We start from the raw sequence: 23174 nt of genomic DNA on the forward strand, positions 1-23174 counted from the left end.
CCTTTGCTGGGCGGAGATGCTGCTCCCTCGATCGTTCCCGGTCCCGCAGCGGGGGGCTAGGGCCTTACGTCCCCTCCATCCGCGGTCCGCCACCCCCGATCGACAGGACGTAAGGCCCTGTCGGACCGGGCCGGCAGGGGGCATGCTGATAGTCGGTGTCATCGGAGATCCACGACGGGTCAGCCGCTGGATGAGATGTAAGGATGCGCGATGCGGACGATCAGGATCAGCAGATGAAGGACGTCACGGTGTTCCTCCTCGACGACCACGAGCTGGTGCGGCGGGGACTGCGGGAACTGCTCGAGGCGGAGGGGTGCGTGATCGTCGGGGAATCCGGCTCCGCCGAGGAAGCGACGCGCCGGATCCCTGCCCTGTCGCCCGACATCTCGATCCTCGATGCGAGGCTGCCGGACGGGACGGGGATCGAGGTGTGCCGGGATGTGCGCTCGATCGACCCGTCCCTGTCGTGTGTCATCCTGACCAGCTACGACGACGACCAGGCGGTGCGCGGCGCGGTACTGGCCGGGGCGTCCGGATACATCCTGAAGGAGATCCTCGGCTCCGACCTGGTCGGCAAGGCACGCAGGGCCGCCGCGGGCGAGTCCCTGTTCGAGCCCGGCATGAAGAGCCGCATCATCGCCGGGCTGCGGGACGCCCCGCAGGAGGACGTACGGCTGGCCGGACTGACGGCGCAGGAGAAGAAGGTCCTCACCCTGATCGGGGGCGGGCTGACGAATCGCCAGATCGGCGCCGAGCTGTTCCTGGCCGAGAAGACGGTCAAGAACTACGTGTCCTCGCTCCTGGCGAAGCTCGGTTTCCAGCGGCGGACCCAGGCCGCCATCTACATCTCCACCCCTTCGGGCACCTCCTCCCGTTAGCTGCCCAGGGCCACCGTGAGCAGGACATCCGTCCCCCCGCCCGGGGGACTCACGATGGCCAGGGTGCCTCCACAGAGTTCGGCCCGACGCCGCATGTTCGCCAGCCCGCTGCGGGACGGCGCCTGCTCGAACCCGGACCCGTCGTCGGTGATCCTCAGCTCGAGGCGGTCCGGCAGGGCCTGCAGCGTCGTCGTGATGGACTGCGCACCCGCGTGGCGGAGCGCATTGGACAGGCCCTCGAGAAGGATCGCCCGCACCTGGTCGCCGCACTCCGGATCGATGACGGCGTCGAGGGGCCCGGAGAGCTGCAGGACGGGTTGGAGATCGTGGCCGTGGAAGGCCGCCGCCACGAGGGCGAAGATGCTGGAGGTGAACGTCTGGGTGCCCTGCGGGACGGAGCGCAGCGAGTAGATGGTGTCGCGCAGCTCCCGGATCGTCGCGTCGAGTTCGGCGGTGACGGCCTCGATCCGGTCGAGGGGCTCGCGCTCCGACAGGTACTTGCGGAGGCTCTGGATACTGAGGCCGGCCGCGAAGAGCCGCTGGATCACCAGGTCGTGGAGGTCGCGGGCGATCCGGTCCCGGTCCCCGAAGACCGCCTCCTGCTCCCGCTGCCGATGGACCCGGAGCAGCTCCAGGGCGAGCGACACATGGGAGGTGAAGGAGCGGACCATCTCATGGTCGACGTCGGAGAAGGGCGGGAATTCCGCCGGCCTGCCGAAGAGGAGGAACTGGCGTTCCCCCGTCCCCGCGAGGCGTGTGAGGAGGGCCGTCGAGATGGTGGCCGGTGGCGCTCCCGGCAGCAGGCGATCGATGTCCTCCTCCGTCAGCAGGAGCGGCGGTGATTGCGCCGTCAGCCCGTCGAGCAGCGCGCTGTGGGCCCCTGATCGTCCGATGAAGGAACCGCCATGCACGCCGCCGGCGGCCTCGCAGATGAGGCCCCGCTGATGGCCGAAGTCACGCAGCACGACCGTGAGGTCGCTGTGCGATGCGTGCAGCGCGTGATGGGCGACCAGCTCGAGGTCGTTGCGGACGTGGTCGGTCTGCTCGAGGAGTTCACGTGCTGCGTTCAGGCCGCCCTCGAGCCATCGCGTCCGCCGCGTCGAGTCGTCGAAGAGGCGCGAATTCTCGATGGCGACGCCGGCCGCGGCCGCCAGGGCGACGAGCAGTTCCTCGTCGGTGTCGGTGAAGTCCTCTCCCCCGTTCTTCTCCGTGAGGTACAGGTTCCCGAAGACCGTGCCGTGGGTCCGGATTGGGACGCCGAGGAACGAACTCATCTGCGGATGATGCTCCGGGAACCCCACGGCGAGATCGTGCGCTCGCAGGTCGTGGAGCCGGAGGGGGTAGGGATCGGCGAGGAGCAGCCCCAGTACGCCGTCGCCCTTCGGCGGCGGGCCGATCCTCGTGATCTCGTCACCGTCCAGCCCGACGGTGATGAACTGCCCCAGGGTCCCGTCCGGGCCGATCACCCCCAGGGCCCCGAACCGGGCATCGACCAGCTGGCAGGAGGCCGCGATCACGCGTTCGAGGACGGTGTCCAGGTCGATGTCGTCGGCCATGGCGGCGAAGGCCGCGAGCAGGTTGCCGATCCCGGCGGTGGCTCCACCGGCCGGCTCGTCATCGAGGACGGTTGCTGATGGGTGCTTGGACGGTGCGACCACTGGACGCTCCCAAAGTGTTCTGGTGTGCCTCGTCCCGGGGATCCGCTGCTCGCCGATGCGATCCTCGGGCTGACGATGGCGAGGTCACGGACGGCAAGCGGCGTGAACAGGGTCATGGGGCTCCGACAGCCCCAGCGTCCCCCTCATAGTGTCACGGTACGTGGAGCGACCCCCGGCGGAGAAAGCCCTTGCAGGCCAGGAGGCGGACGGCATCCCGGCAGGCAGGCGGACGTGCGGGGCCGGTTCGCGCGGCGTGTCCGCGGGCGTTCGGGCGGGCGTTCATTCCGCCACCGGCGGCGACCGATGCGTCGCACCCCGGGCGATCCCCGCGTCGGCGTCGCCGCCGGGTGCGGCCCGTTCGGGCGACGTGACGACGAGCGTCAGGCAGGGCGGCCGCAGGAGGAGTGTGTGCGTGACCGAGCCGACCCCCATCCCCGCCCTGGCACCGCATCCATGACGGCCGATCACGAGCAGCTCGGCGTCCCGGCTGTGGCGCATCAGGGCGCGGGCGGGCGTCCGCAGCACGTCCACGATCCAGCTCACCCCCAGGGAGGGGTAGGCGGCGTGGATCGACCGCAGCATCCCGGGAGCGCTCGCGGCCAGCGCATCCGAGGCGGGCGATCCCGGTTTCACCGCCGCGACGACGCGCAGCGCGGCACCCGACCGATGCGCTTCGGCCGCTGCCCGGGCCAGCGCCGCATAGGATTCACCGGAACCGTCGACGCCCACCACCACGTGGCCGTGGGCGGTACCGTTCCGGTCGCCGCTGTCCCTGTGACCTGCGGGGATGATCAGGACCGGAGCCAGTGAACCCAGCACCACCTGGATGGCCACCGAGCCCTCGAACACGCCGGTGAGGGTGTTCATGCGATCCGCGCCCAGGACCAGCAGGGACGCATCGGCCGACAGCCCCAGGAGAGCGTGGACGACATCCCCGCAGTGGAGGTAGGTGCCCACCCGCAGCGTCGGGTATCGGGCCGACCACCGGGCGGCCTCGTCCTGCAGCATCCTGCTGCCCGCAGCGACCACGTCGGCGTAGCACGTGCCGGGAGGCACCGAATCGGCAGCCGGGACGGCGTGCACCAGCGTCAGCGGGAGGTCCGCCGACCGCGCCCGACGCGCCGCCCACTCGAGCGACGGGTTCAGGCACAGGGCGCCCCGCACGGCGACGAGGATCGCCCGCCGGTCCGCCGGGTGCGGCGGCACCGGCTCCCCCGGGGTGGCCGTCAGCACCGGAACCGCTGGTTCCCGCTTCGGGGCGCCGTCGTCGAGCTGATGTGCGGACCCGACGGACGAGGGTCGGGAAGCGGACCCTGAACGCCTGCTCGTGGTCGGTCGATACTGCGGTGCCGGGATTGTCATCTGCCGTGTCCTTACCGTTGACGCGACCGCAGAGGCATCCTCCTGCAGCACGAGGGCCTCTGGTCGGTCGATACCGAATACCCGGGGGGAGAGCACTCCCCTTAACCGTCGCCGCAAACCGGCAGCCCGGTCAGGGCCTTTCGACCCTGATCGGGCCGGTCATTCCTCCGTACGGTTCACCTGAGGAGATCGCCGGGCACCATCGCCGGTCCGAGGCAGCGGATGCACTCCCGCATCCGTCGCGGCCTCGAACCACCGGCAGGCGATCCCACCGAGGGACAAGGACCCACCATGACGACCACACCCGACCAGGATGCCTACTGGAACTCGCCCGGGGCGCTGCGCACCTCCGAAGAGCTCGCGCCTTCCGAATGCTGGGCCCTGGCGACGACACGGTCCACGGGCCGACTCGGTTTCTTCCGGGACGGTCTCCTGGACATCTTCCCCGTGAACTACGTCGTCCTGGACGAGCACGTGTACTTCCGCACCTCCGCCGACGGCACCATCGCCACCAGCTACCTGGACCATGCTGCATTCCAGCTCGACCACGTGGACGGCGACGCCCGCACCGGCTGGACCATCCTCCTCAACGGCCCCGCGACCCGGGTGGAGGATCCGGCGCTCCTGACGACGCTGTGGGGTAGATCCGTCGACGAGCCGTGGGCGTCGGGGCAGCGGGACGTCTTCTACAGCCTGGCACCCGCACACGTCCGGGGCCGCCGGGTCGGTACCGCGCACTAGTGCGTCGTGGTGCCGCTGTCCACCGCATGCAACCGGCTTCTTCCGGCGCGTCACGGGGCGGTCCGACCTAGGGTTGACCCTGAGGACAGTCCGGTGCGGCCTGTCCCTGCCGGACTGGGCGGGAAGTGCACCCTGTGATCAGCGAGTACGTGCAGCAGTGGACGGCCATCGAGACGGTCGCCGCCGCCGGCCTCTCCGGCGCCGACGTCTGGGTGGCCTACCTGAGCATCGGCGGCTACCACGACGAGGTCGAGGTGGCCGGTTACCTGGCAGGCATGACCGTCCTTCCCGCGCTCGAACGGGACCTCGTGGCCCACGCCATCAACCACCTGATCAGCGCGCGGGACCTGCCCCTGGACGGCGCCCACTACAGCACCGATCTCGTGGCCGAGGAGTCCGGATTCGCCGAGTCGCTCCGCAGACTCATCCTCTCCCCCGAGGGGTACCGGTTCGACCGTCCCGCCCGCACCGAACCGGGCGGCATCGCGTGCGACGGGAGTACTCCCCCCGGCGAGGACGAGGACAGCGAGGACCGCGAGGACGAGGACGAGGAGCGCCGGTGTCGTGCGCTGTTCGAGACGGGCCTGCTGGACAGGGGCGCGGAGGACCGCTTCGACCGGTTCACGGCCGAAGCCCGCCGACACTTCGGGGTGAGCTCGGCGTCCATCGCGCTGATCACCGAGGACCGCCAGGTGATCAAGTCCGTCGCAGGACCCATCGGGCAGGACCTGCCGCGATTCGTCGCCCTCTGCGCCCGGACCATCGAGGCCGACCGGACCCTCGTCATCCCCGATGCCGCGGCGTCACCGGACTTCAGCGACCATCCGCTGGTCGTCGGCGCGCCGAACGTGCGCTTCTACGCCGGTCATCCCATCTGCAGCGCCGACGGGTGGAGGATCGGGACCCTCTGCCTGATCGACGACCGTCCCAGATCCTTCGACGAGACGGACGAGCGGGACCTCCGGCTCCGCGCCGCGCAGGTCCAGATCGAGATATGGATCGGATCGCCCGATCCCTGACTCCGAGTACATCCCGGAGCCTCTGCAGGGCTGACACCTCCGTCACCCTGTCGTGCCTGCCGTCCGGGACGGAGACCCCGCGCCCCCGGGTGGCTCGGGTCAGTTGGTGAAGTGGGTGCTCGAGGCCTTCCCGGTGGCCTGCACGATCAGGGACTCCGCGACCTCGCGGAGCTTCGTGTTCCGTGAGTTCGAGGCACTCTTCAGCAACGCGAACGCCTCCTCCTGGGTGCACCGGTTCTGCGCGATGATGATGCCGATCGCGATGTCGATACTCGTCCGCGACTCCATCGCCTGCAGCAGATCCTCGGACGCGTCCTGGTGCCGGGCCACCCGCATCGCCATCTCCAGCGCCCGGCTCGCCTGCTCCACGAACACCCCCACCATCCGCTGCCGCTCGCGCGTGAAGAACGACCGCGGCCGGGCATAGAACGTCAGCACGCCCACACCCTCGGTACCCAGCCGCAACGGCGCCGCGAGCGCGGACGCGAATCCCAGCGCGTCATTGAGGCGGAAGTACTGCGCCCACCGCGCGTCGGTCGAGGCGTCCTCGACCACCACGACCTCCCCGGTCGCCGACGCCTCCAGCGCCGGACCCTCGCCCACCCGGGACTGGCCCTCGTTGAGGACCTCGGCGGTCGGGGAGCTGCTGGCCACCGTCGACCTCCTGTTGCCGCGCTGGGACATCAGCCCGCACGGCACCTCACCCTCGTCGCCGAAGAGCTTCTCCCCCAGCGCCGCCAGATGCTGCAGGAAATCCGCGATGCCCCGATCCTGCAGCAACAGATCCTGGGAGTCGTCGCCGGTCCTCATGAGGCGCACCTGCGGGGGAGGCTCGCCGCGGCGAGGAAGGAGGTGGTGCCCGAAGGAGGCATGGTCATGAACCCCGAGGTCATGGGTCGCAGAGGACCCGTTCGGTGTGCGCCCGCTTCTGAACGCGAACTCATCATAGGGGCGCGCGGCGGACGAGGTGCAAATCTCCCGGATCTGCCGGTGGGGCGGCTTCCGATGCTCCCGTCGACCCGGAGCGAGTCGGCGACCCTCCGGCTCCCCTCGGGTACATACATATGCATGGAATAACGACCGGGTGCGGCCCGTTCTACCAGCAGGCCCACGGTGGGCCGCACGGAAACCACGGGAGCACAGCCATGGCACGCGAACTGGAACTCGGTCTCGACACCTTCGGGGACGTCACGCGCGGGGAGGACGGCCGGCCGCTTCCCTACCCGCAGGTCATCCGCAACGTCATCGCCGAGGGCGTCCTCGCCGACGAGGTCGGCGTCGACTTCATCGGCCTCGGCGAGCACCACCGCGACGACTTCGCCGTCTCCGCCCCGGAGACGGTCCTCGCAGCCATCGCCGGGCAGACCGAGCGCATCCGCCTCGGGTCGGCCGTCACCGTCCTCAGCTCCGACGACCCCGTCCGCGTCTACCAGCGCTTCGCCACACTCGACGCCGCCTCGAACGGCCGGGCCGAGGTCATCCTCGGGCGCGGGTCCTTCACCGAGTCCTTCCCCCTCTTCGGCTACGACCTCTCCGACTACGAGCGGCTCTTCGAGGAGAAGCTCGATCTCTTCTCGGAGCTGATCAAGGAGGGCCCCGTCACCTGGTCGGGCAGTACGCGTCCCGGGCTCGAGAACCACGAGGTGTACCCGAAGACCGAGGGCGGGCGCCTCAAGACGTGGATCGGTGTCGGCGGCAGCCCCGAATCGGTGGTGCGGGCCGCTCGCTACGGCATGCCGCTGATGCTCGCGATCATCGGTGGCGCCCCTGCCCGCTTCGCCCCCTACGTGGACCTCTACCATCGTGCGCTCGACCAGCTCGGCCGGCCCACCCTGCCCATCGGCGTCCACTCGCCGGGTTACATCGCGGACTCGGACGAGCAGGCCCGCGAGGAACTCTGGCCGGACAACCGGATCATGCGCGACCGCATCGGCCGCGAGCGCGGCTGGGGGCCCACGACGCGCGCGGAGTTCGACCAGGAGGCCGACGCCGGCTCGCTGTACGTCGGCTCGCCGGAGACGGTCGCCCGGAAGATCGCGGCGACGGCGCGGGTCCTCGGGATCGACCGTTTCGACCTGAAGTACAGCGCGGGTCCCTTGCCGCACGAGAAGCTCATGCACAGCATCGAGCTGTACGGCACGAAGGTCATCCCCCTCGTGCGGGAGATGCTCGCGTAGGGGTTCCCCATCGATCCATCGGAGGGCGGGCAGAAGGATGCCCGCCCTCCGGCGTCCCCGTGGGTGTCGGCGCGGCCTTCGCTCTTTCTTCGGTCTTCTTTCGCAGTTCGGGCACGTCGCGTTTGAGCGCGGTCGGGGAGAGTGGACCTCAGGAGCACAGCACTCCGAGATCTTCCCGCCGGTTCCGGACCGTCCACCGGAGCCGGCGGGCAGCTCCATCGGGAACCGGACGCAGCACAGCGGCTGCTCCGCACCAGCGGCAGTAGGAAGGAGCAGGCGTGACGACGATCGACCTCCCGTCCACCCCGGGGATGCGGGCCTCCCGGCACGCCCTCCGCCCCGCCGTCGCCCCGGAAGCCGGCCCCGGGACCGTTCCGGCCGGACCGGCCTGCGCGGCGCAGCGGCGGTCCTTCGTCCAGCGACTGGCGAGCCTCCTCGGCACGCTGCTCATGGTGCTCGCCGTCATCGCCGTCCTGTTCTTCGCCATCGGCCCCCGCTTCCTCGGGTACCAGACGGCCACGATGCTCACCGGCAGCATGGCGCCCGAGATCGTCCCGGGCGACGTCGTGGTCACCACGCTGCAGCCCGTCAGCGGGATCGCCGTCGGGGACGTCATCAGCTACCACATCCCGGTCGAGGACCACCGCGTGGAGACCCACCGCGTGGTCGAGGTCATCCGGGGGGCCGACGGCACCACCGCCGTGCGGACCAAGGGTGATGCCAACGGATCCGTGGACCCGTGGATCGCCACACTCGAGGGTGAATCCGTCTACGAGGCCCGGGCGGTGATCCCCCAGGTCGGCAACGCGATCCGCGCCCTCCGCACCCCGGTGGTCAGCCACGTCCTGGTCTACGGCATCCCCGCGGTGCTCGTCGGTGCCCTGCTCCTCATGATCTGGTCACGCCCCGGCCAGGACTCCGCCGAGCAGGATGCCGGGGACGACGCCGACGGGGTGGTCGGAACGGTCGACCCTGCCGGGCGAGGCGACCTGGGCCCCGCCCCGGGCCCCACTCCGGACCGCGTCGGGGCTCCTGCGCTCGACCGGGCGGTCCTCGAGGGGCTCGGGGAGGAACTGGCGAGCCGGGCCGGTGCACTGCAGTTCGCCGGGGCGTTCGCTGACCTGCTCCCGCAGCGGGTCCGTGCCGTCGAGGACGCCTTCGCCTCCCGCGATGCCGATGCCGCGGTCGTCGCACTGCTCAGCCTGAACGTCAGCGCGTCGATGGTCGGCGCACGCCGGCTCGAGGAGGGCTCGTCCGCGGCGATGGGATTGATCGACGAGCCGCGTGAGCACCGGGCGATCGTCGCACGGTTGCTGATCCTGAGCGGGGAGTTTCAGGCCGCACTCGGCGGGATCATGCGGTAACCGACCCCGCGGACGGTCCGGATGAAGCGCGGGGCCTTGGTGTCCTCGCCCAGCTTCTTCCGCAGGTTCCGGATATGCACCTCCACGAGGTGCTGGTCGTTGACCCAGCCGTCGCCCCAGATGCGGGCGAGCAGGGTCTCCCGCTGCCAGACGCGCCGCGGACCCGAGACGAGCGTCGCCAGGAGATCGAACTCGATCCGCGTGAGCGGCAGCTCGACGCCGTCGAGCTGGGCGATCCGGCCTTCCGTGTCGATGTCGATGGGCCCATGGGTCAGCAGGTTCCCGGCCTGGACCGGCTGTCCGACCGTCACCGTGGCGACCGCAGCAGGCTGCGGCGCCACCGCTGTCCCGGCGTCGGCCCGGGGCTGCGAGCCGTCGCGGCCGGTGCTCCGCGGGCGGCGGAACATGGCGTTCACGCGGGCGCCGACCTCACGCGGACTGAAGGGCTTGACGACGAAGTCGTCCGCGCCGATCTCGAGGCCGATGAGGCGGTCGATCTCGTCCTGCCGCGCCGTGATCATGACGACGTACGCGTCGGTGAGCGGTCGGATCTGGCGGCACACCTCCACCCCGTCGATGTCCGGCAGGTTCAGGTCGAGGGTCACGAGGTCGGGGCGGTGCTCCCGTACGAGGGCGACGCCCTGTCGTCCGTTCTCCGCCTCGAAGGTGGTGAAGCCGTTCATGCCGAGTGTCATGACCAGCAGCTGCCGCACATCGGCGTCGTCTTCGATGATGAGTGCGACGCGCGCATGGGGGTCGGATGTCATGGGTGACACACTGCCAGATGTTGGATCAACCACCGAGCGTGTCGGGGCCGGCAGGGCGTTTCTTTCGCCGATCGGTCGGCCGGACCGGCCGGGCCCGCCCGCCCTCAGCGGTCCGCCCCCACGCCGCGGGCGGCGATCCAGGTCGAGACCTCCCGGGCGGGCAGCGGCTCGGAGAGATGGAACCCCTGCACGACGTCGCATCCCCGTGCGAGCAGCTCCTCCTGCACCTGTTCGTCGCAGACGCCCTCCGCGACCACCCGGAGGCCCAGGCTGTGCGCCAGGTCGATGATCGAGCCCACCAGCCCGATGGCGCGCGGACCCTCCCGCATGGCCGTGACGAAGGATTTGTCGAGCTTCAGTTCGTCGACGGGCAGGTCCCGCAGGTAGGCCAGGGAGCTGTAGCCGGTGCCGAAGTCGTCGATGGAGATCCGGACGCCCTCGGCGCGCAGCCGCGCGAGGATCGCGGCGGTGCCGGCCGGCGTGCACATCAGCACGTCCTCGGTGATCTCGAGCACGATGCACGACGGCGGCACGCCGTGCTGCTCGAGGAGGGTGAGGATCTGGTGGGGCAGGCACGGCAGGATGCAGGAGCCCGACAGGTTCACCGCGACGGTCAGGTCGAGGCCCTCGGCCCGCCAGTGGGCGGCCCGGCGGATGGCGCGCCCGAGCACGAGTTCCGACAGCGCGGGCATCAGGCCCGCCTCCTCGGCGAGGGGCACGAAGGCGGCCGGGGACAGCCTGCCGCGCGTCGGATGGTTCCAGCGCAGCAGCGCCTCGACCCCCGTGATCCGGCGGTCGGAGAGGCGTACCTGCGGCTGGTAGTGCAGTTCGAACTGGTTCTCGGCCAGTGCGGTGCGGAGCTCCTGGACCGTCCGCAGCCGCAGGGCGCCGTCGTCGTCGTCCGTGGCGTCGTAGACGTGGTGGCCGGTGTGCCCGGATTTGGCACGGAACATGGCGATGTCGGCCTTCCTCAGGAGCAGCCCCAGGTCGGTGCCGTGCCGCGGCGTCAGGGCTATGCCGATGCTGGCGCTGACCTGCAGGAGGGCGGTGCCCACCCGCACCGGTTCCGCGAGTTCGGCTTCCAGCCGCCGTACCGCCGAGACCGCTTCCGCCTCCGACACGCCCTCGAGGAACACGGCAAACTCGTCGCCGCCCAGCCGCGCGAGCAGGTCGCCCGGCCTCAGCTGACCTGCGAAACGGCCACCCACCTGCACGAGGAGGGCGTCGCCGACGTCGTGCCCGAGCGCGTCGTTGACGTGCTTGAAGCGGTCGAGGTCGAGCAGGAGCAGCGCACCGGTGCTCCCGCCGGCGAGCCGGTCGGGCACATCGGAGAGCAGCGCGCGGCGGTTGGGCAGGCCCGTCAGCTCGTCGGTCCTCGCGAGCAGGACGAGCATGCGGTGCCGGAACACGAGCGGGACGGCCGCGAGGGCCAGGGTCGAGGCGGCGAACACCACGGCGAGCAGCGGGATCCGCACCTGGCTCCCGACGACCAGGACGGCGAGCGCCGCGGCCGTGGACACGACGGGAGCGGCGAGCTCCGGCACCCCGCGGCGAGGACGGAGCGTTGCACGGCCGGTGTCCGCGGCGCCGTCGACCCAGACGGCGACGGCGACGACCCCCGCCACCCACCCGATGTCGAGGATCGAGCCGACCGCGTAGTCCTGCATGCCCAGCGCGTACGCGACGTCCGCGGCGGAGAAGACGATCATGCCGCCGATGAGGACGGGCCAGCGGGGGCCGATGTCGAGGCCCCGGGTCGCCAGGATGCCGGCGATGGCGGTGATCAGGAGGAGGTCGAGGAGCGGGTAGACGACCGCGACGATCAGCTCGACCGTCGTGCCGGCCGTGGCTCCCGGACCCAGGACGGGCGCGAGGATCAGGGCCATGACCGACGCGGCCGCCAGCGCTCCCACCGTGCTCTCCAGCAGCAGCGGCCAGAGCAGGCTCTTCAGCTGACGGACCACCACCACGCCCAGTGCCCCGAGCATGAGCGGGTAGAAGGCGAGATAGGCCACGTCGGCGAGGGATGCGTAGGCCAGCGCCTCCTCGTTGCCGAGGGACGCGGCGTAGTAGGCGTCCCCGGCGGTGTAGGCGGTCACGGCCGCCGCGCCGAGGACGATCCGGGGCTGGGCGAACCGTGTCCGCACCGCCGCGCTGACACACAGGCCGACGCCCGCCAGCTCGGTCAGGATGGAGAGCCAGCCATCCAGCAGGGGATCGAAGGTCTCAGGATCGCCGAGGAGGAGCCCCGCCGTGTAGAGCGCCATCAGGACGCCCATCGCGTGAATCAGCACCCGGGAGGGGCCCCACCCGATCGGACGCCTCTCGACGCGTGCATCGTCGCGCCGCATGGAACTCTCCTCGGTCGTGGTCCTGGTGCCGAAAGCATAGGTCGGCGTCCGGGGACCGGAGGCGATCTTCGGTCCCCGGACGCCGTATCCTGCGGCAATGCTTGGCTTGGATCGGCGGACGCGCGGCCCTCGGTACCCTCTTCCTATGCTCAACATCCTCAACCAGCTCCGGATGATGCCCGAAGTGGCTCGCCTCGCCAAGCGGACACCGCGCGATCCTGCCGCGGCCTGGGAGGGGTACTGGAGCCGCGTGCGCAGCACGGGGACCGAGGGGGAGGTGCTGTGGGACGCCGAGATCGGCACGGAGGCGGATCAGTACGCGCACGCCATGGAGGGCCACATGGATGGCGGCCTGCCGATCATCGACGTGGGGTGCGGCAACGGCCGGTGGACCCGCTGGCTGGCAGGGCGTTTCCCCTCGGCCCTGGGTGTCGACGTCGCGGAGAGCGCCGTCCGGCGTGCGGCAGGCGAATCGGAGGGCCTGCCCGGGGTCGTGTTCCGGACCCTCGACCTGACCGTGCCGGGCGCGGGCAGGCTGCTGCAGGAGGAGCACGGTGATGCGAACGTCTTCGTCCGCGGGGTCTTCCACGTGCTGCGGCCCCGGCAGCGGAGGGATCTCGGCGACAATCTCCGGCAGATCGTCGGCGGCCGGGGCCGCGTGCTGCTGACCGAGACGAACTTCCGGGGGAACCCGCTCTCCTACATGCAGAGCCTCGGTGCCCGACCGGGAAGCATCCCGGCTCCGCTCCAGCGCGCCATCGGCGGCATCCCGGTGCCGGGCCATTTCGGCCGGGCCGAGCGCCGCGCAGCATTCCCCGACGGCTCCTGGACGGTGCTCGCGGACGGCCCGGTCACCATCGAGGCGGTCCCGATGAGCGGGAGGACCAGCACCAGCATCCCCGGATACTTCGCTATGATGGGCGCTCGCTGATCCTTGGTCTCACAGGGAACGCACGGCCTCCGGTCCGGAAGCCTCAGCGTCGTCAGGAGGCCCGGCCATGCCCGCACAACCGATCGAGGGCGGCAAGGCCACGCTCGAGCTGCTGCCCGACGGGATCCTCCACCTCGAGTGGGACCGGGACTGCACCATCACGGCGGAGGACGCCGAGTGGGCCATGGCGGCCGTCAACGGCCTCGCCGCCGGCGCGGGCCACCCCATGCTCGTCGACATGGAGACCACGAGGACGGTCACGCGTTCAGCCCGCGCGGTCTTCGCCATCCCCTGTGCCGCGTCGCGGATCGCCCTGCTCGGGTCGTCGCCCGTGGACCGGATGCTCGCGAACTTCTTCCTCGGCGTGAACTCACCGCCCTGCCCCACCCGGTTCTTCACATCGCGCCACCTGGCCGTCGCCTGGCTGCAGAGCGAGGCGCACGAGCACCCCGCCAGCGCGTGACCTAGCCGAGGTGCACGGCCTCGTTCGACGTCGTGAAGGCGTCCCTCGGCACGTTGATCATGAACCAGGACACGGGCGATGCGAGCGCGAGGGCGATCGCCGCAGCCAGGAACACCACGGAATACCCGTCCACGAGCGGCTGCAGCCCGCCGGCCGCGCCGCCCGCCAGGCCGCCCGCACCGGCCGTGTACAGCGCCGTGAAGACCGCCGTGCCGATCGAACCGCCGATCTGCTGCGTCGCGGTGACCGCGGCGCTGGCGACGCCCGAATCGCGCGGAGCGATACCGAGCAGGGCGACGTTCTGGAGAGGCACGAAGACGAGGGCCAGGCCGATGCCCAGGAGGATCTGGGCGGGCAGCACCTCGAGCGCGTACGAGCCGCCCACCGTGATGCGGCTCAGCAGGAGCAGTCCCGCGGCGGCGATCAGGGGGCCGGCCGTCATGAGGATGCGCGGACCGACCGTGGGCAGGAGCCGTGACACGAAACCCGCGGACACGATGATCGCGGCCGTCATGGGCAGGGACGCCAGCCCGGACACGAGCGGACTCATGCCGAGGACGATCTGGAAGTGGAGCGTCAGGTAGAGCAGCGCGCCCAGCAGTGCCGCACCGACCGCGATGGAGGACAGGTATGCGCCGGCGCGCGCCCGGTTCGTGACGATGCGCAGCGGCAGGAGGGGATGGGCCGCCCGGGACTCGACGAGGACGAACAGGGCCAGCAGCACCACGCCGAGTGCGAGGAACCCGAGGGTGTCGGGCCGGATCCAGCCGGCCTCGGCCCGCGAGAAACCGTAGACCACGGAGGCGAGACCGAGACTGACGAGGACGGCCCCCGGCACGTCGTAGCGGGTGCTCCCGTCGGCGCGGCTCTCCCGGAGCACGGGGATGCCGACGGCGATGGCCACGACGGCGATCGGCACGTTCACGAGCAGGCACCAGTGCCAGCTGGTGTACTCGGTCAGCACGCCGCCGAGCAGGAGGCCGACGGCCGCACCACCGCCGGCGATCGTCCCGTACACGGCGAAGGCCCGCACGCGGTCCTTGCCGCCCGGGAAGGTCACCGAGAGGATGGCGAGCGCGGCGGGAGCCAGCAGCGCGGCGAAGGCGCCCTGGAGGCCGCGGGCCACGAGGAGCATGTCGCCCGACGTTGCGATGCCGCCGAGGGCGGAGGCGAGCGCGAAGCCGCCCATGCCGAGGAGGAAGGACCGTTTCCTCCCCCAGAAGTCGGCGACCCGGCCGCCGAGGAGGAGGAGGGCCCCGAAGGTGAGGGCGTAGAGGGTCACGACCCAGCTCCGGTCGCTGTCGGACATGCCGAGCTCCGCCTGGGCCTGCGGCAGGGCTATGTTGACAATGGTCCCGTCGAGGACGACGGTGAGCTGGGCGAGCGCGACGATCGCGAGCACGAGCCAGCGGTTCGCGGCCGCTCTCGGGATGGCAGCATCATCCAGGGTGGACGGGCCCGGGGTGGGGACGGACATGGATCTCCTCGTAGTGGTGGCGATCCGACAGTAGGTCCGGCCTCGCGCCAAAGTCAAACGAACTAGTTCGTTTGGGTATACTCGAGGGATGCCTTCCCCGACGGACGTCCGCTCCCGCATCCTCCTGGCCGCGAGGACCGAGTTCGCGACCTACGGACTGGCAGGGGCACGGATCGACCGCATCGCGAGGGCGGCCTCGGCGAGCAAGGAACGCCTCTACGCGCATTTCACCGACAAGGCGGCCCTGTTCCAGGCCGTCCTCGACACCAATGCCGCCGAGTTCCACGAGGCCGTGGTGCTCGACCCCGCCGACGTCCCGGCCTTCGTGGGAGCCGTCTTCGACCACGCGTACGAGCACCCCGACATCCTGCGCATGCTCACCTGGGCGCGGCTCGAGGGCGTGGACTACGACCTCCCGGGCGGCACCTCGCCGGACGCCAAGCTGATGGCGGTGCGGCAGGCGCAGGACCTCGGCCACGTCGATGCGTCCTGGGTGCCGGAGGAACTCCTCCCGATCCTCTTCGGCATCGCGCAGGCCTGGGTGCAGGCTCCCCTCGTGGCGCATGAGAACGCCGCGACGACGCCGCTGTCCGCGCACCGCGCCTGCGCCGTGGAGGCCGCCCGGCGGGTCGTCGGACCGGCGGGCTGATCCCCCGTCCTCAGGGTCGGGGCTGCAGCCCCAGCGCCGGCACGGGCAGGCCGAACTCACGCTTGAGAGCGAGCCGTGCCGCGTGGAGCCCTGCCATGCCGTGCACCCCCGGCCCCGGCGGCGTGGACTGGGAGCACAGGTACACCCCCTCGAGGGGGGTCGCCCAGGGGTGCAGTGACGGGACGGGGCGGGCCACGATCTGGCGCAGGTTCACGGCGCCGCTGCTGAAGTCGCCGCCCACGTAGTTGGCGTTGTAGGCCTCGAGCGCGCTCGCCGTCGTCGTGTGGCTGCGGAGGACGACGTCGCGGAAACCGGGCGCGAACCGCTCGATCTGCGCCGTGATGGCCCCGGCCATGTCCCGGGTGGAACCGCGTGGCACATGACAGTAGGTCCAGAGCGTGTGCCTGCCCTCCGGCGCCCGTGTGGGGTCGAAGGACGACGGCTGGGACAGGAGCACGTACGGACTGTCGGGGTGGCTGCCCTGCCGGACCTGCTTCTCCCCGGCGGCGATCTCCTCGCGCGTGCCGCCCAGGTGCGCGGTGCCGGCCCGGTGGAGCTCGGGATGCGTCCAGGGGACGGGCCCGGACAGGATGAAGTCCACCTTGCAGGCCGCGTTGCCGTAGGTGAAGGCGGACAGCGCCGCCTCGTAGACGGCCGGCAGCCGTCCGCGGGACATCGCCTGGAACGTCTTCGGTGCCACGTCGAGGAGCACCGCCTTCGCGTCGGACACCTCGGCGAGGGTCTCGATCCTGCTGTCGGTCACGATCTCCCCGCCGTGCTCGCGGAGATCGAGGGCGAGGGCCTCGGCGATCGACTGCGAGCCGCCGACGGGGATGGGCCAGCCGACCGTGTGGGCGAGGAGGTTCAGCACCAGGCCGGCCCCCGCACCGGTCAGCGAGGGCAGCGTGCCCACCGGGTGCGCCATGACACCGGTGACGAGCGCACGTGCCTCGTCGGTGCTGAAGCGGCGGTTCCAGGACGGCAGACCCTGGTCGAGGACGGCGAGGCCGAAACGCAGCGCCGCCTCCGGCTTCTTCGGGACGCGCACCACGGAATCGAGCGTGAAAGCGAGGATGCCCTGCTCGCGCTCGGTGAGCGGCTGCAGGAGCCGGCGGTACGCCTCCCCGTCGGCGCCCAGTCCCGCCACGGTACGCTCCAGGCTCCGGTAGGCGATCCCCGCCCGCCCGCCGTCCAGGGGGTGCGCGAAGGAGACGTCGGGAACGGCGAACCCGATGCGACGGCTCAGCTCGAAGTCCCGGAAGAAGGGTGATGCGAGGGCCATCGGGTGGACGGCCGAGCAGAAGTCGTGGAGGTGCTCCTCGTCCATGAGCCGGAGGGATCTCGATCCGCCCCCCAGCGTCGGCGCGGCCTCGTGCACCCTCACCGACAGTCCGGCGCGAGCCATGACGACGGCCGCCGCGAGTCCGTTGGGGCCCGCTCCGACGACCACGACATCTGGCATGGGGTTTCCTCTCCTGCCCTCCGGGGTCCGTCCCCGCAGGGCGCTGCTAGCTGTGCCCTGCGGACGCGCCGACGGCGCCCGGCCTGCTCCCCACCCGCCGGGCGAGACCCGTAGCGCGCCGCGCAGCGGCCCCGAGGGCCGCAGGACCCGTGCGGCGGGCCGCAAGCAGGGACGCGACGGCCGTGTAGCGCATCGGATCGAGCGGGATGTCGTAGGTGGTCGGAACCACCACCACGTTCTTCGAGAAGTTCCGCTTGAAGGTGGTGACGTTCGCGAGACCGGGGTAGTTCGCGCTCGCGATGCCCGTCAGTCCACACGCCGTGTTGCCCGCAGCCTTCAGCACGCGGAACGCCTCCCACAGGAGCAGGTACGGCGCGAAGGTGGTACGGGCCTCGAGCGTACTGCCGGCGAAGTAGTACACGGAGTAGCCCCGGTACTCGGTGGTGATGAGCCAGCTGAGCGCCACGCCGTCACGGTAGGCGACGAGGAGCCGCAGGTGATCGCCCAGCACGGTCAGCAGCGTCTCGTAGTAGGAGGCATCGAACGCCTGGAAACCGTCGCGCGCCGCGGTCTCCTGCATGATCGGGAACAGCTCCTCGGCGAACACCTCATTCCATTCCTCCTGAGGAATATGCTTGACCTCGACGCCGTTGCGCCGCGCGCGGCGGATGGCGTTGCGGGCATTCGGGCGGAAGCCCTTGAGCAGGTCCGCCTCGCTCGGCGTCAGGTCGACCACGATCTCCCGCTCGTACCACCCGTGCTCGATCGGTCCGGTGGCCGGTGCCTGGAGGGTCGCGACCTGCATCCGCGCGTACAGCGGATCGACCGCGGGGTGCTCCCGGAACTGCCCGCGCACGGCCTCCATCAGCAGGCGTTCCGCTGCGGGAGTGCGCTCGGCGAACCACACCGGGCCGTTGACGACCACCACGGACTCCCTGAGCCGGCGCACCACGTGCACGAAGCTCGCAGTGGCGACGAGGGTGCCGGCGGCGTCCGTGTAGGCCCAGATCCCCAGCGGCGTGCGGCCGAGGGCCCGCTCGAAGTCGACCCAGTGCGGCGTCTGCTCGATGGGGATCACGACGTCCGGGTGCGCGGCGGCCAGCTCCTCGAAGGCGACGGGATCGAGGGGGGTGTAGGTCAGGGGTGCTGCGCTCACTGATGATCTTCCGCTGGTCGGTCTCGGTCGTGACGGTTCGGGGGGCCCGGGCCTGCTCCCCGCAGCGCAACGGCTCCGTCGGGCGGACCGGGCGGAGTGCCCGCGCCGTCCTGCAACCCTATCGGAGCAGCGCGTCCCGGTCCCCTGCGGATCCGTCCGGGCGCCGGCCCTGTCGCTTCCGGCCGAGGCCTGGGCCGGAGGATGACCCGGTCCGCCGCCTGGTCGTAGGCGCCTCCCTGCGGATCGTCGATGCCGATGCGCCGCACGGCGTCGAGCCGCGGATCGAGGATCTCCCGCATCACCACCGCCATCACATATGCAGTTGCCAGAATATGAGCGGCAACTGCCCACGCGTACATGCCGAGCCCCAGGTTGTGCTCGGGGACGCCGCCACTCGTCCGGCCGCCCAGGTAGAGCCAGACGGCCCACCAGTGCAGCACCTCGACGAGTTGCCAGGTCAGGACCACACGCCATCGCGGGACGGCGAGCGCGATCAGGGGCACGAGCCAGAGGGCGTACTGCGGCGAGTAGACCTTGTTGCACAGGATGAAGGCCGCGACGATCAGGAAGGCGAGCTGCGCCAGGCGGGGGCGCCGCCGCGCGCGCAGCCCGAGGACGGCGATGCCCAGGCAGGCGAGGGCGAAGAGGGCCGCGGCCCCCGCGTTGATGGCGGACGGCGGGATCACGGTGCCGCCGGCCTGGCGTGCCAGGGCGTTGTAGACGTACCAGCCGGAGGAGAACCCGGCGTCGCGGGTCTCGGAGAACGTGAGGAAGTACCCCCAGCTGCCCGGATCACGGAGCATGAAGGGGACGTTCACCGCGAGCCACGCCCCCGCCAGGCCCGCGGAGGCGGCGATGCACGGCCGGTACCGCCCCGTCCGGACGGCCAGGACCAGCACGGCTCCGAGGAGGAGGACGGGGTAGAGCTTCAGCGCCGTGCCGAGTCCCCAGAGGACGCCGGCGAGCACCGGCCGGTCGCGGGCGAAGGCGAGCATCCCCGCCGTCGCGAGCAGGACCGCCCACAGGTCCCAGTTGATGGTGCCGGACAGGACGATCACCGGTGCGGTGGCCACGATCGCCGCGTCCCACGGGCGTCGGCCGGCGAGGCGGAGGGTGGCGAGGACGGTCAGGATCCACACGGCGGCGACGAGCACGGCGTTCACGTCGAAGTACAGCAGCGACTTCGTCCCGGCGGCGGCATCGCCGGCCGCGACGTCGACGAGGAATGCGGTGGCGGATGCGATGAGGCCGAGGAGGACCGGGTACTCGAAGAGGGCGCCGGGCGTGACGAACGGGCGGATGCCCTCGCCCAGACCGCGGCTCTGGAAGAGCTCGGTCCAGTCCGAGTAGCAAGCACGGTAGAAGTACTCCGGTGAGTTCCACCCCGTCACGCGGCAGGGATTCTTGGTGATCACGGCGAGGACGGCCGAGGCGACCGTGAGGAGGATGAGCACCCGCTCCACGGTGAACCAGCCCGGGGTGACGCGCCCCGGGTCCGCGTGCCGGCCCAGCGGTCCACCCGCCCCCTCGACGAGCGGCCGGAGCAGCGGATCCGACCGGCTCGGGATGCTGATGCGGTACGGTCCGCGTGGTCCCGCACCCGACGTCATCTCCCGAGCCTAGCCGTCACGGGTCCGTCGCCGGGCGATTCCGCGCCGGAGGGCACGGGCCGGCGGAGGCCGCGGGAATGGGAGTGCCGACCGCGTGGTTGGAAACGGAACGTAGACTGGCATTTCCTGCCCACCGCGCTGGAGCGATGACGGGCGGGGCATATTCGACTGGCTTTCGAGGAGAACTGTGGGACAGAACCCCATTCGCGTGGCAATCATTGGAGTCGGCAACTGCGCCGCGTCGCTGGTGCAGGGTGTGCACTACTACCGGGACGCGGACGCCTCGGGCGCCATTCCCGGCCTGATGCATGTCGAGTTCGGCAAGTACCACGTGGGGGACGTCGAGTTCGTCGCGGCGTTCGACGTCGACGGCAAGAAGGTCGGCCACGACCTCGCCGAGGCCATCGGTGCCAGCGAGAACAACACCATCAAGATCGCCGACGTGCCGCCCACCGGTGTCATCGTGCAGCGTGGCCACACGCTGGACGGTCTGGGCAAGTACTACCGCGAGACCATCGTGGAGTCCGACGAGGAGCCCGTCGACATCGTCGCGCAGCTCAGGGCCTCGAAGGCCGACGTGCTGGTCTGCTACCTGCCCGTCGGATCCGAGCACGCCGCCAAGTACTACGCCCAGTGCGCCATCGATGCCGGCGTGGCCTTCGTCAACGCCCTGCCCGTCTTCATCGCGGGGACCAAGGAGTGGGCGGACAAGTTCACCGAGGCGGGCGTGCCGATCGTCGGCGACGACATCAAGAGCCAGATCGGCGCCACGATCACGCACCGCGTGATGGCGAAGCTCTTCGAGGACCGCGGCGTGACGCTCGACCGCACGTACCAGCTGAACGTCGGCGGCAACATGGACTTCAAGAACATGCTGGAGCGCGACCGTCTCGAGTCGAAGAAGATCTCGAAGACACAGGCCGTGACGTCCAACGTCAAGGCCGAACTGCGCGCCAATGACGTGCACATCGGACCGTCGGACTACGTCGCGTGGCTCGACGACCGCAAGTGGGCGTTCGTGCGCCTCGAGGGCCGCAACTTCGGCGACGCCCCCGTCTCGCTCGAGTACAAGCTGGAGGTCTGGGACTCCCCGAACTCGGCCGGTGTCATCATCGATGCCATCCGGGCGGCGAAGATCGCCCTGGATCGCGGCATCGGCGGCCCGATCCTCTCCGCCTCCAGCTACTTCATGAAGTCCCCGCCGGAACAGTACGCGGACGACATCGCCCACGAGAAGGTCGAGGCCTTCATCCGCGGCGAGATCGAGCGCTAGAGGAGGCGGTTCGACCGCCGGGACCTCCACGACGGGGCCGGGACGCGCTACGGCCGTCCCGGCCCTGTCGTGTCCGGGCTGCCTGCGGCACCGTAGCGCCGGATGGAGTGGCCGGCCTGGGCGGGGGCAATGACCTGCAGGACGGGCTGGGCGTCTAGGTCAGCCCGACGGCGTTCCCCTCACCGTCCACGTCCATACGCAGGGCGGCGGGATCCTTCGGCAGTCCCGGCATGGTCATCACGGACCCCGTGAGGGCGACGATGAAGCCCGCCCCGGTCTTCGGGATGAGGTCCCTGACGTGCACGGTGAAGCCCTTGGGTGCACCGAGCAGGCCGGGGTCGTCGGAGAAGGAGTACTGCGTCTTGGCCATGCACACGGGCAGTCCCGACCAGCCGTTCGCCTCGATCTCGCGGAGCCGGCGCAGGGCCGGCACGGAGAAGTCGACGCCGTCGGCACCGTACATCTCCTGGACGATGATGCGGATCTTGTCCTGGACGGGAAGGTCGAGGGCGTAGAGGTGCCTGAACGCGACGGGCCGCTCGAGCGCCGCGAGGACCTTGGCGGCGAGGTCGTCGCCGCCGGGCCCGCCGCCCCCCTGACCCCACACGTCCGCGACGGCTGCGTCGATGCCCTCACCGGAGCACCACGCCAGCAGCCAGTCCAGTTCCTCGGGCGAGTCCGTGGCGAACCTGTTGATGGCGACGACGGGCGAGGCGCCGAACTTCTCGATGTTCCGTACATGGCGGAGGAGGTTGGCCGTCCCCTCGCGGAGGGCGTCGGGGTCCTCGTGCGCCAGATCCTCCTTCGCGACACCCCCGTGCATCTTCAGCGCCCGGATCGTGGCGACGATGACGACGGCGTCCGGCGCCACGTCGGCGGCCCGTGCCTTGATGTCCATGAACTTCTCCGCGCCGAGGTCCGCACCGAAGCCCGCTTCCGTCACCACGATGTCCGCGAGGCGCCGGGCGGTCTGCGTGGCGATGACGGAGTTGCAGCCGTGGGCGATGTTCGCGAAGGGTCCGCCGTGCACGAGTGCGGGCGTCCCGGCGATGGTCTGCACGAGGTTCGGCTTGAGGGCGTCCCTGAGCAGCAGCGTCAGGGCGCCCTCGACCTGGAGGTCCCGGACCGTCAACGGCCTGCGGTCGAAGGTGTACCCGAAGGTGATGTCCGCGAGCCGCCGTTTCAGGTCCTGGAGGTCCGTGGCGAGGCAGAACACGGCCATGATCTCGGACGCCACGGTGATGTCGAAGCCGTCCTGGCGGGGCGTGCCCTGCGCGGGACCGCCGAGACCGATCACCACCTCGCGCAGCGCACGGTCGTTGACGTCCAGGACGCGCTTGAACGTGATCCGCCGCGGGTCGATGCCGAGCTGGTTGCCCTGGTGGATGTGGTTGTCGATGAGGGCGGCGAGGGCGTTGTTCGCCGAGGTGATGGCGTGGAAGTCGCCCGTGAAGTGCAGGTTGATCTCGTCCATGGGCAGCACCTGGGAGTACCCGCCGCCCGTCGCGCCGCCCTTCATGCCGAGGACGGGCCCGAGGGACGGTTCGCGGAGAGCGATCATGACACGCCGTCCTGCCCGGGCGAGGGAATCGGCGAGGCCCACGGTGCAGGTGGACTTGCCCTCGCCGGCGGGTGTGGGGCTCATGGCGCTCACGAGGACCACCCTGCCCCGGGTCCCGCCGTCGTCGGGCAGGAGCCGGGGATCGATCTTCGCCTTGAAGCGGCCGTGGAACTCGAGCGCCTCCCGCGGGATCCCCGCCGCATCGGCTATGTCCTCGATGGGCCTGACCGCGGCGGCGCGGGCAATCTCAAGATCGCTCATGCGGCCAACCTACC

At 70.8% G+C, this 23174-nt stretch carries 19 protein-coding genes; 9 read left to right on the top strand and 10 right to left on the bottom strand.

Annotated features, from left to right (window positions below):
* Window positions 1-233 precede the first annotated feature (233 nt).
* Entirely contained in the window at window positions 234-878 is a 645-nt protein-coding gene (locus tag ACX80K_RS08935) for a response regulator (protein ID WP_459271512.1), read from the top strand.
* Here ACX80K_RS08935 and ACX80K_RS08940 read toward each other — a convergent pair.
* On the bottom strand, window positions 875-2536 hold the full coding sequence (locus ACX80K_RS08940; RefSeq protein ID WP_459271513.1) for a GAF domain-containing sensor histidine kinase: 1662 nt from the start codon (window positions 2534-2536) through the stop codon (window positions 875-877). The two genes, ACX80K_RS08935 and ACX80K_RS08940, sit on opposite strands and share 4 nt — an antisense overlap.
* A 279-nt stretch (window positions 2537-2815) precedes the next feature.
* Window positions 2816-3898 carry a universal stress protein gene (locus ACX80K_RS08945; protein ID WP_459271514.1) on the bottom strand — a complete coding sequence of 361 codons (1083 nt, stop codon included), beginning with the start codon at window positions 3896-3898 and terminating at the stop codon, window positions 2816-2818.
* Between the two features lie 291 nt (window positions 3899-4189).
* On the opposite strand from ACX80K_RS08945, the gene ACX80K_RS08950 reads away from it, so the two are divergent.
* Window positions 4190-4639 carry a pyridoxamine 5'-phosphate oxidase family protein gene (locus ACX80K_RS08950; RefSeq protein WP_459271515.1) on the top strand — a complete coding sequence of 150 codons (450 nt, stop codon included), beginning with the start codon at window positions 4190-4192 and terminating at the stop codon, window positions 4637-4639.
* Window positions 4640-4773: 134 nt separating this feature from the next.
* On the top strand, window positions 4774-5658 hold the full coding sequence (locus ACX80K_RS08955) for a GAF domain-containing protein (RefSeq protein ID WP_459271516.1): 885 nt from the start codon (window positions 4774-4776) through the stop codon (window positions 5656-5658).
* A gap of 99 nt (window positions 5659-5757) precedes the next feature.
* Here ACX80K_RS08955 and ACX80K_RS08960 read toward each other — a convergent pair whose 3' ends face one another.
* Window positions 5758-6468 (bottom strand): GAF and ANTAR domain-containing protein, encoded by a 711-nt coding sequence (locus ACX80K_RS08960; RefSeq protein WP_459271517.1) that lies wholly within the window; start codon window positions 6466-6468, stop codon window positions 5758-5760.
* 335 nt (window positions 6469-6803) lie between these two features.
* Between ACX80K_RS08960 and ACX80K_RS08965 the strand changes: the two genes are divergently transcribed.
* Together ACX80K_RS08965 and ACX80K_RS08970 are read left to right on the top strand one after the other, a co-directional pair.
* Window positions 6804-7835: an LLM class flavin-dependent oxidoreductase gene (locus ACX80K_RS08965; RefSeq protein WP_459271518.1), complete on the top strand. Its 1032-nt coding sequence runs from the start codon at window positions 6804-6806 to the stop codon at window positions 7833-7835.
* A gap of 278 nt (window positions 7836-8113) precedes the next feature.
* Window positions 8114-9199, top strand: a complete 1086-nt coding sequence (locus ACX80K_RS08970; protein WP_459271519.1) for a signal peptidase I — start codon at window positions 8114-8116, stop codon at window positions 9197-9199.
* Here the strand turns inward: ACX80K_RS08970 and ACX80K_RS08975 are convergent.
* Both ACX80K_RS08975 and ACX80K_RS08980 read right to left on the bottom strand, forming a co-directional pair.
* Window positions 9169-9966: a response regulator transcription factor gene (locus ACX80K_RS08975; RefSeq protein WP_459271520.1), complete on the bottom strand. Its 798-nt coding sequence runs from the start codon at window positions 9964-9966 to the stop codon at window positions 9169-9171. The two genes, ACX80K_RS08970 and ACX80K_RS08975, sit on opposite strands and share 31 nt — an antisense overlap.
* A 104-nt stretch (window positions 9967-10070) precedes the next feature.
* Window positions 10071-12317 (bottom strand): putative bifunctional diguanylate cyclase/phosphodiesterase, encoded by a 2247-nt coding sequence (locus ACX80K_RS08980; RefSeq protein WP_459271521.1) that lies wholly within the window; start codon window positions 12315-12317, stop codon window positions 10071-10073.
* Window positions 12318-12462: 145 nt separating this feature from the next.
* Between ACX80K_RS08980 and ACX80K_RS08985 the strand changes: the two genes are divergently transcribed.
* Both ACX80K_RS08985 and ACX80K_RS08990 read left to right on the top strand, forming a co-directional pair.
* Entirely contained in the window at window positions 12463-13248 is a 786-nt protein-coding gene (locus tag ACX80K_RS08985) for a class I SAM-dependent methyltransferase (protein WP_459271522.1), read from the top strand.
* 67 nt (window positions 13249-13315) lie between these two features.
* Window positions 13316-13711 carry a DUF7793 family protein gene (locus tag ACX80K_RS08990; RefSeq protein ID WP_459271523.1) on the top strand — a complete coding sequence of 132 codons (396 nt, stop codon included), beginning with the start codon at window positions 13316-13318 and terminating at the stop codon, window positions 13709-13711.
* 1 nt (window position 13712) lies between these two features.
* On the opposite strand, the gene ACX80K_RS08995 is transcribed toward ACX80K_RS08990, so the two are convergent.
* Complete coding sequence (locus tag ACX80K_RS08995) at window positions 13713-15188, bottom strand: MFS transporter (RefSeq protein ID WP_459271524.1); 1476 nt, start codon at window positions 15186-15188, stop codon at window positions 13713-13715.
* An 88-nt stretch (window positions 15189-15276) separates the two neighbouring features.
* On the opposite strand from ACX80K_RS08995, the gene ACX80K_RS09000 reads away from it, so the two are divergent.
* The gene (locus ACX80K_RS09000; protein ID WP_459271525.1) at window positions 15277-15837 is read left to right on the top strand and encodes a TetR family transcriptional regulator; all 561 of its coding nucleotides are present in this window, start codon (window positions 15277-15279) and stop codon (window positions 15835-15837) included.
* A gap of 10 nt (window positions 15838-15847) precedes the next feature.
* On the opposite strand, the gene ACX80K_RS09005 is transcribed toward ACX80K_RS09000, so the two are convergent.
* From ACX80K_RS09005 to ACX80K_RS09015, 3 genes are read right to left on the bottom strand one after another with little or no spacing between them, the layout of a single operon-like run.
* Window positions 15848-17299 (bottom strand): phytoene desaturase family protein, encoded by a 1452-nt coding sequence (locus ACX80K_RS09005; RefSeq protein WP_459271526.1) that lies wholly within the window; start codon window positions 17297-17299, stop codon window positions 15848-15850.
* A 46-nt stretch (window positions 17300-17345) separates the two neighbouring features.
* Entirely contained in the window at window positions 17346-18455 is a 1110-nt protein-coding gene (locus tag ACX80K_RS09010) for a lipid II:glycine glycyltransferase FemX (protein ID WP_459271527.1), read from the bottom strand.
* Window positions 18452-20065, bottom strand: coding sequence for a glycosyltransferase 87 family protein (locus ACX80K_RS09015; RefSeq protein ID WP_459271528.1), 1614 nt, complete (start codon window positions 20063-20065; stop codon window positions 18452-18454). The genes ACX80K_RS09010 and ACX80K_RS09015 overlap by 4 nt, the downstream gene beginning before the upstream one ends.
* 187 nt (window positions 20066-20252) lie before the next feature.
* On the opposite strand from ACX80K_RS09015, the gene ACX80K_RS09020 reads away from it, so the two are divergent.
* Window positions 20253-21338 (top strand): inositol-3-phosphate synthase, encoded by a 1086-nt coding sequence (locus ACX80K_RS09020; protein ID WP_459271529.1) that lies wholly within the window; start codon window positions 20253-20255, stop codon window positions 21336-21338.
* Window positions 21339-21492: 154 nt separating this feature from the next.
* On the opposite strand, the gene ACX80K_RS09025 is transcribed toward ACX80K_RS09020, so the two are convergent.
* Window positions 21493-23160 (bottom strand): formate--tetrahydrofolate ligase, encoded by a 1668-nt coding sequence (locus ACX80K_RS09025; RefSeq protein WP_459271530.1) that lies wholly within the window; start codon window positions 23158-23160, stop codon window positions 21493-21495.
* Window positions 23161-23174: the final 14 nt, after the last annotated feature.

The organism is Arthrobacter sorbitolis (assembly GCF_054510995.1).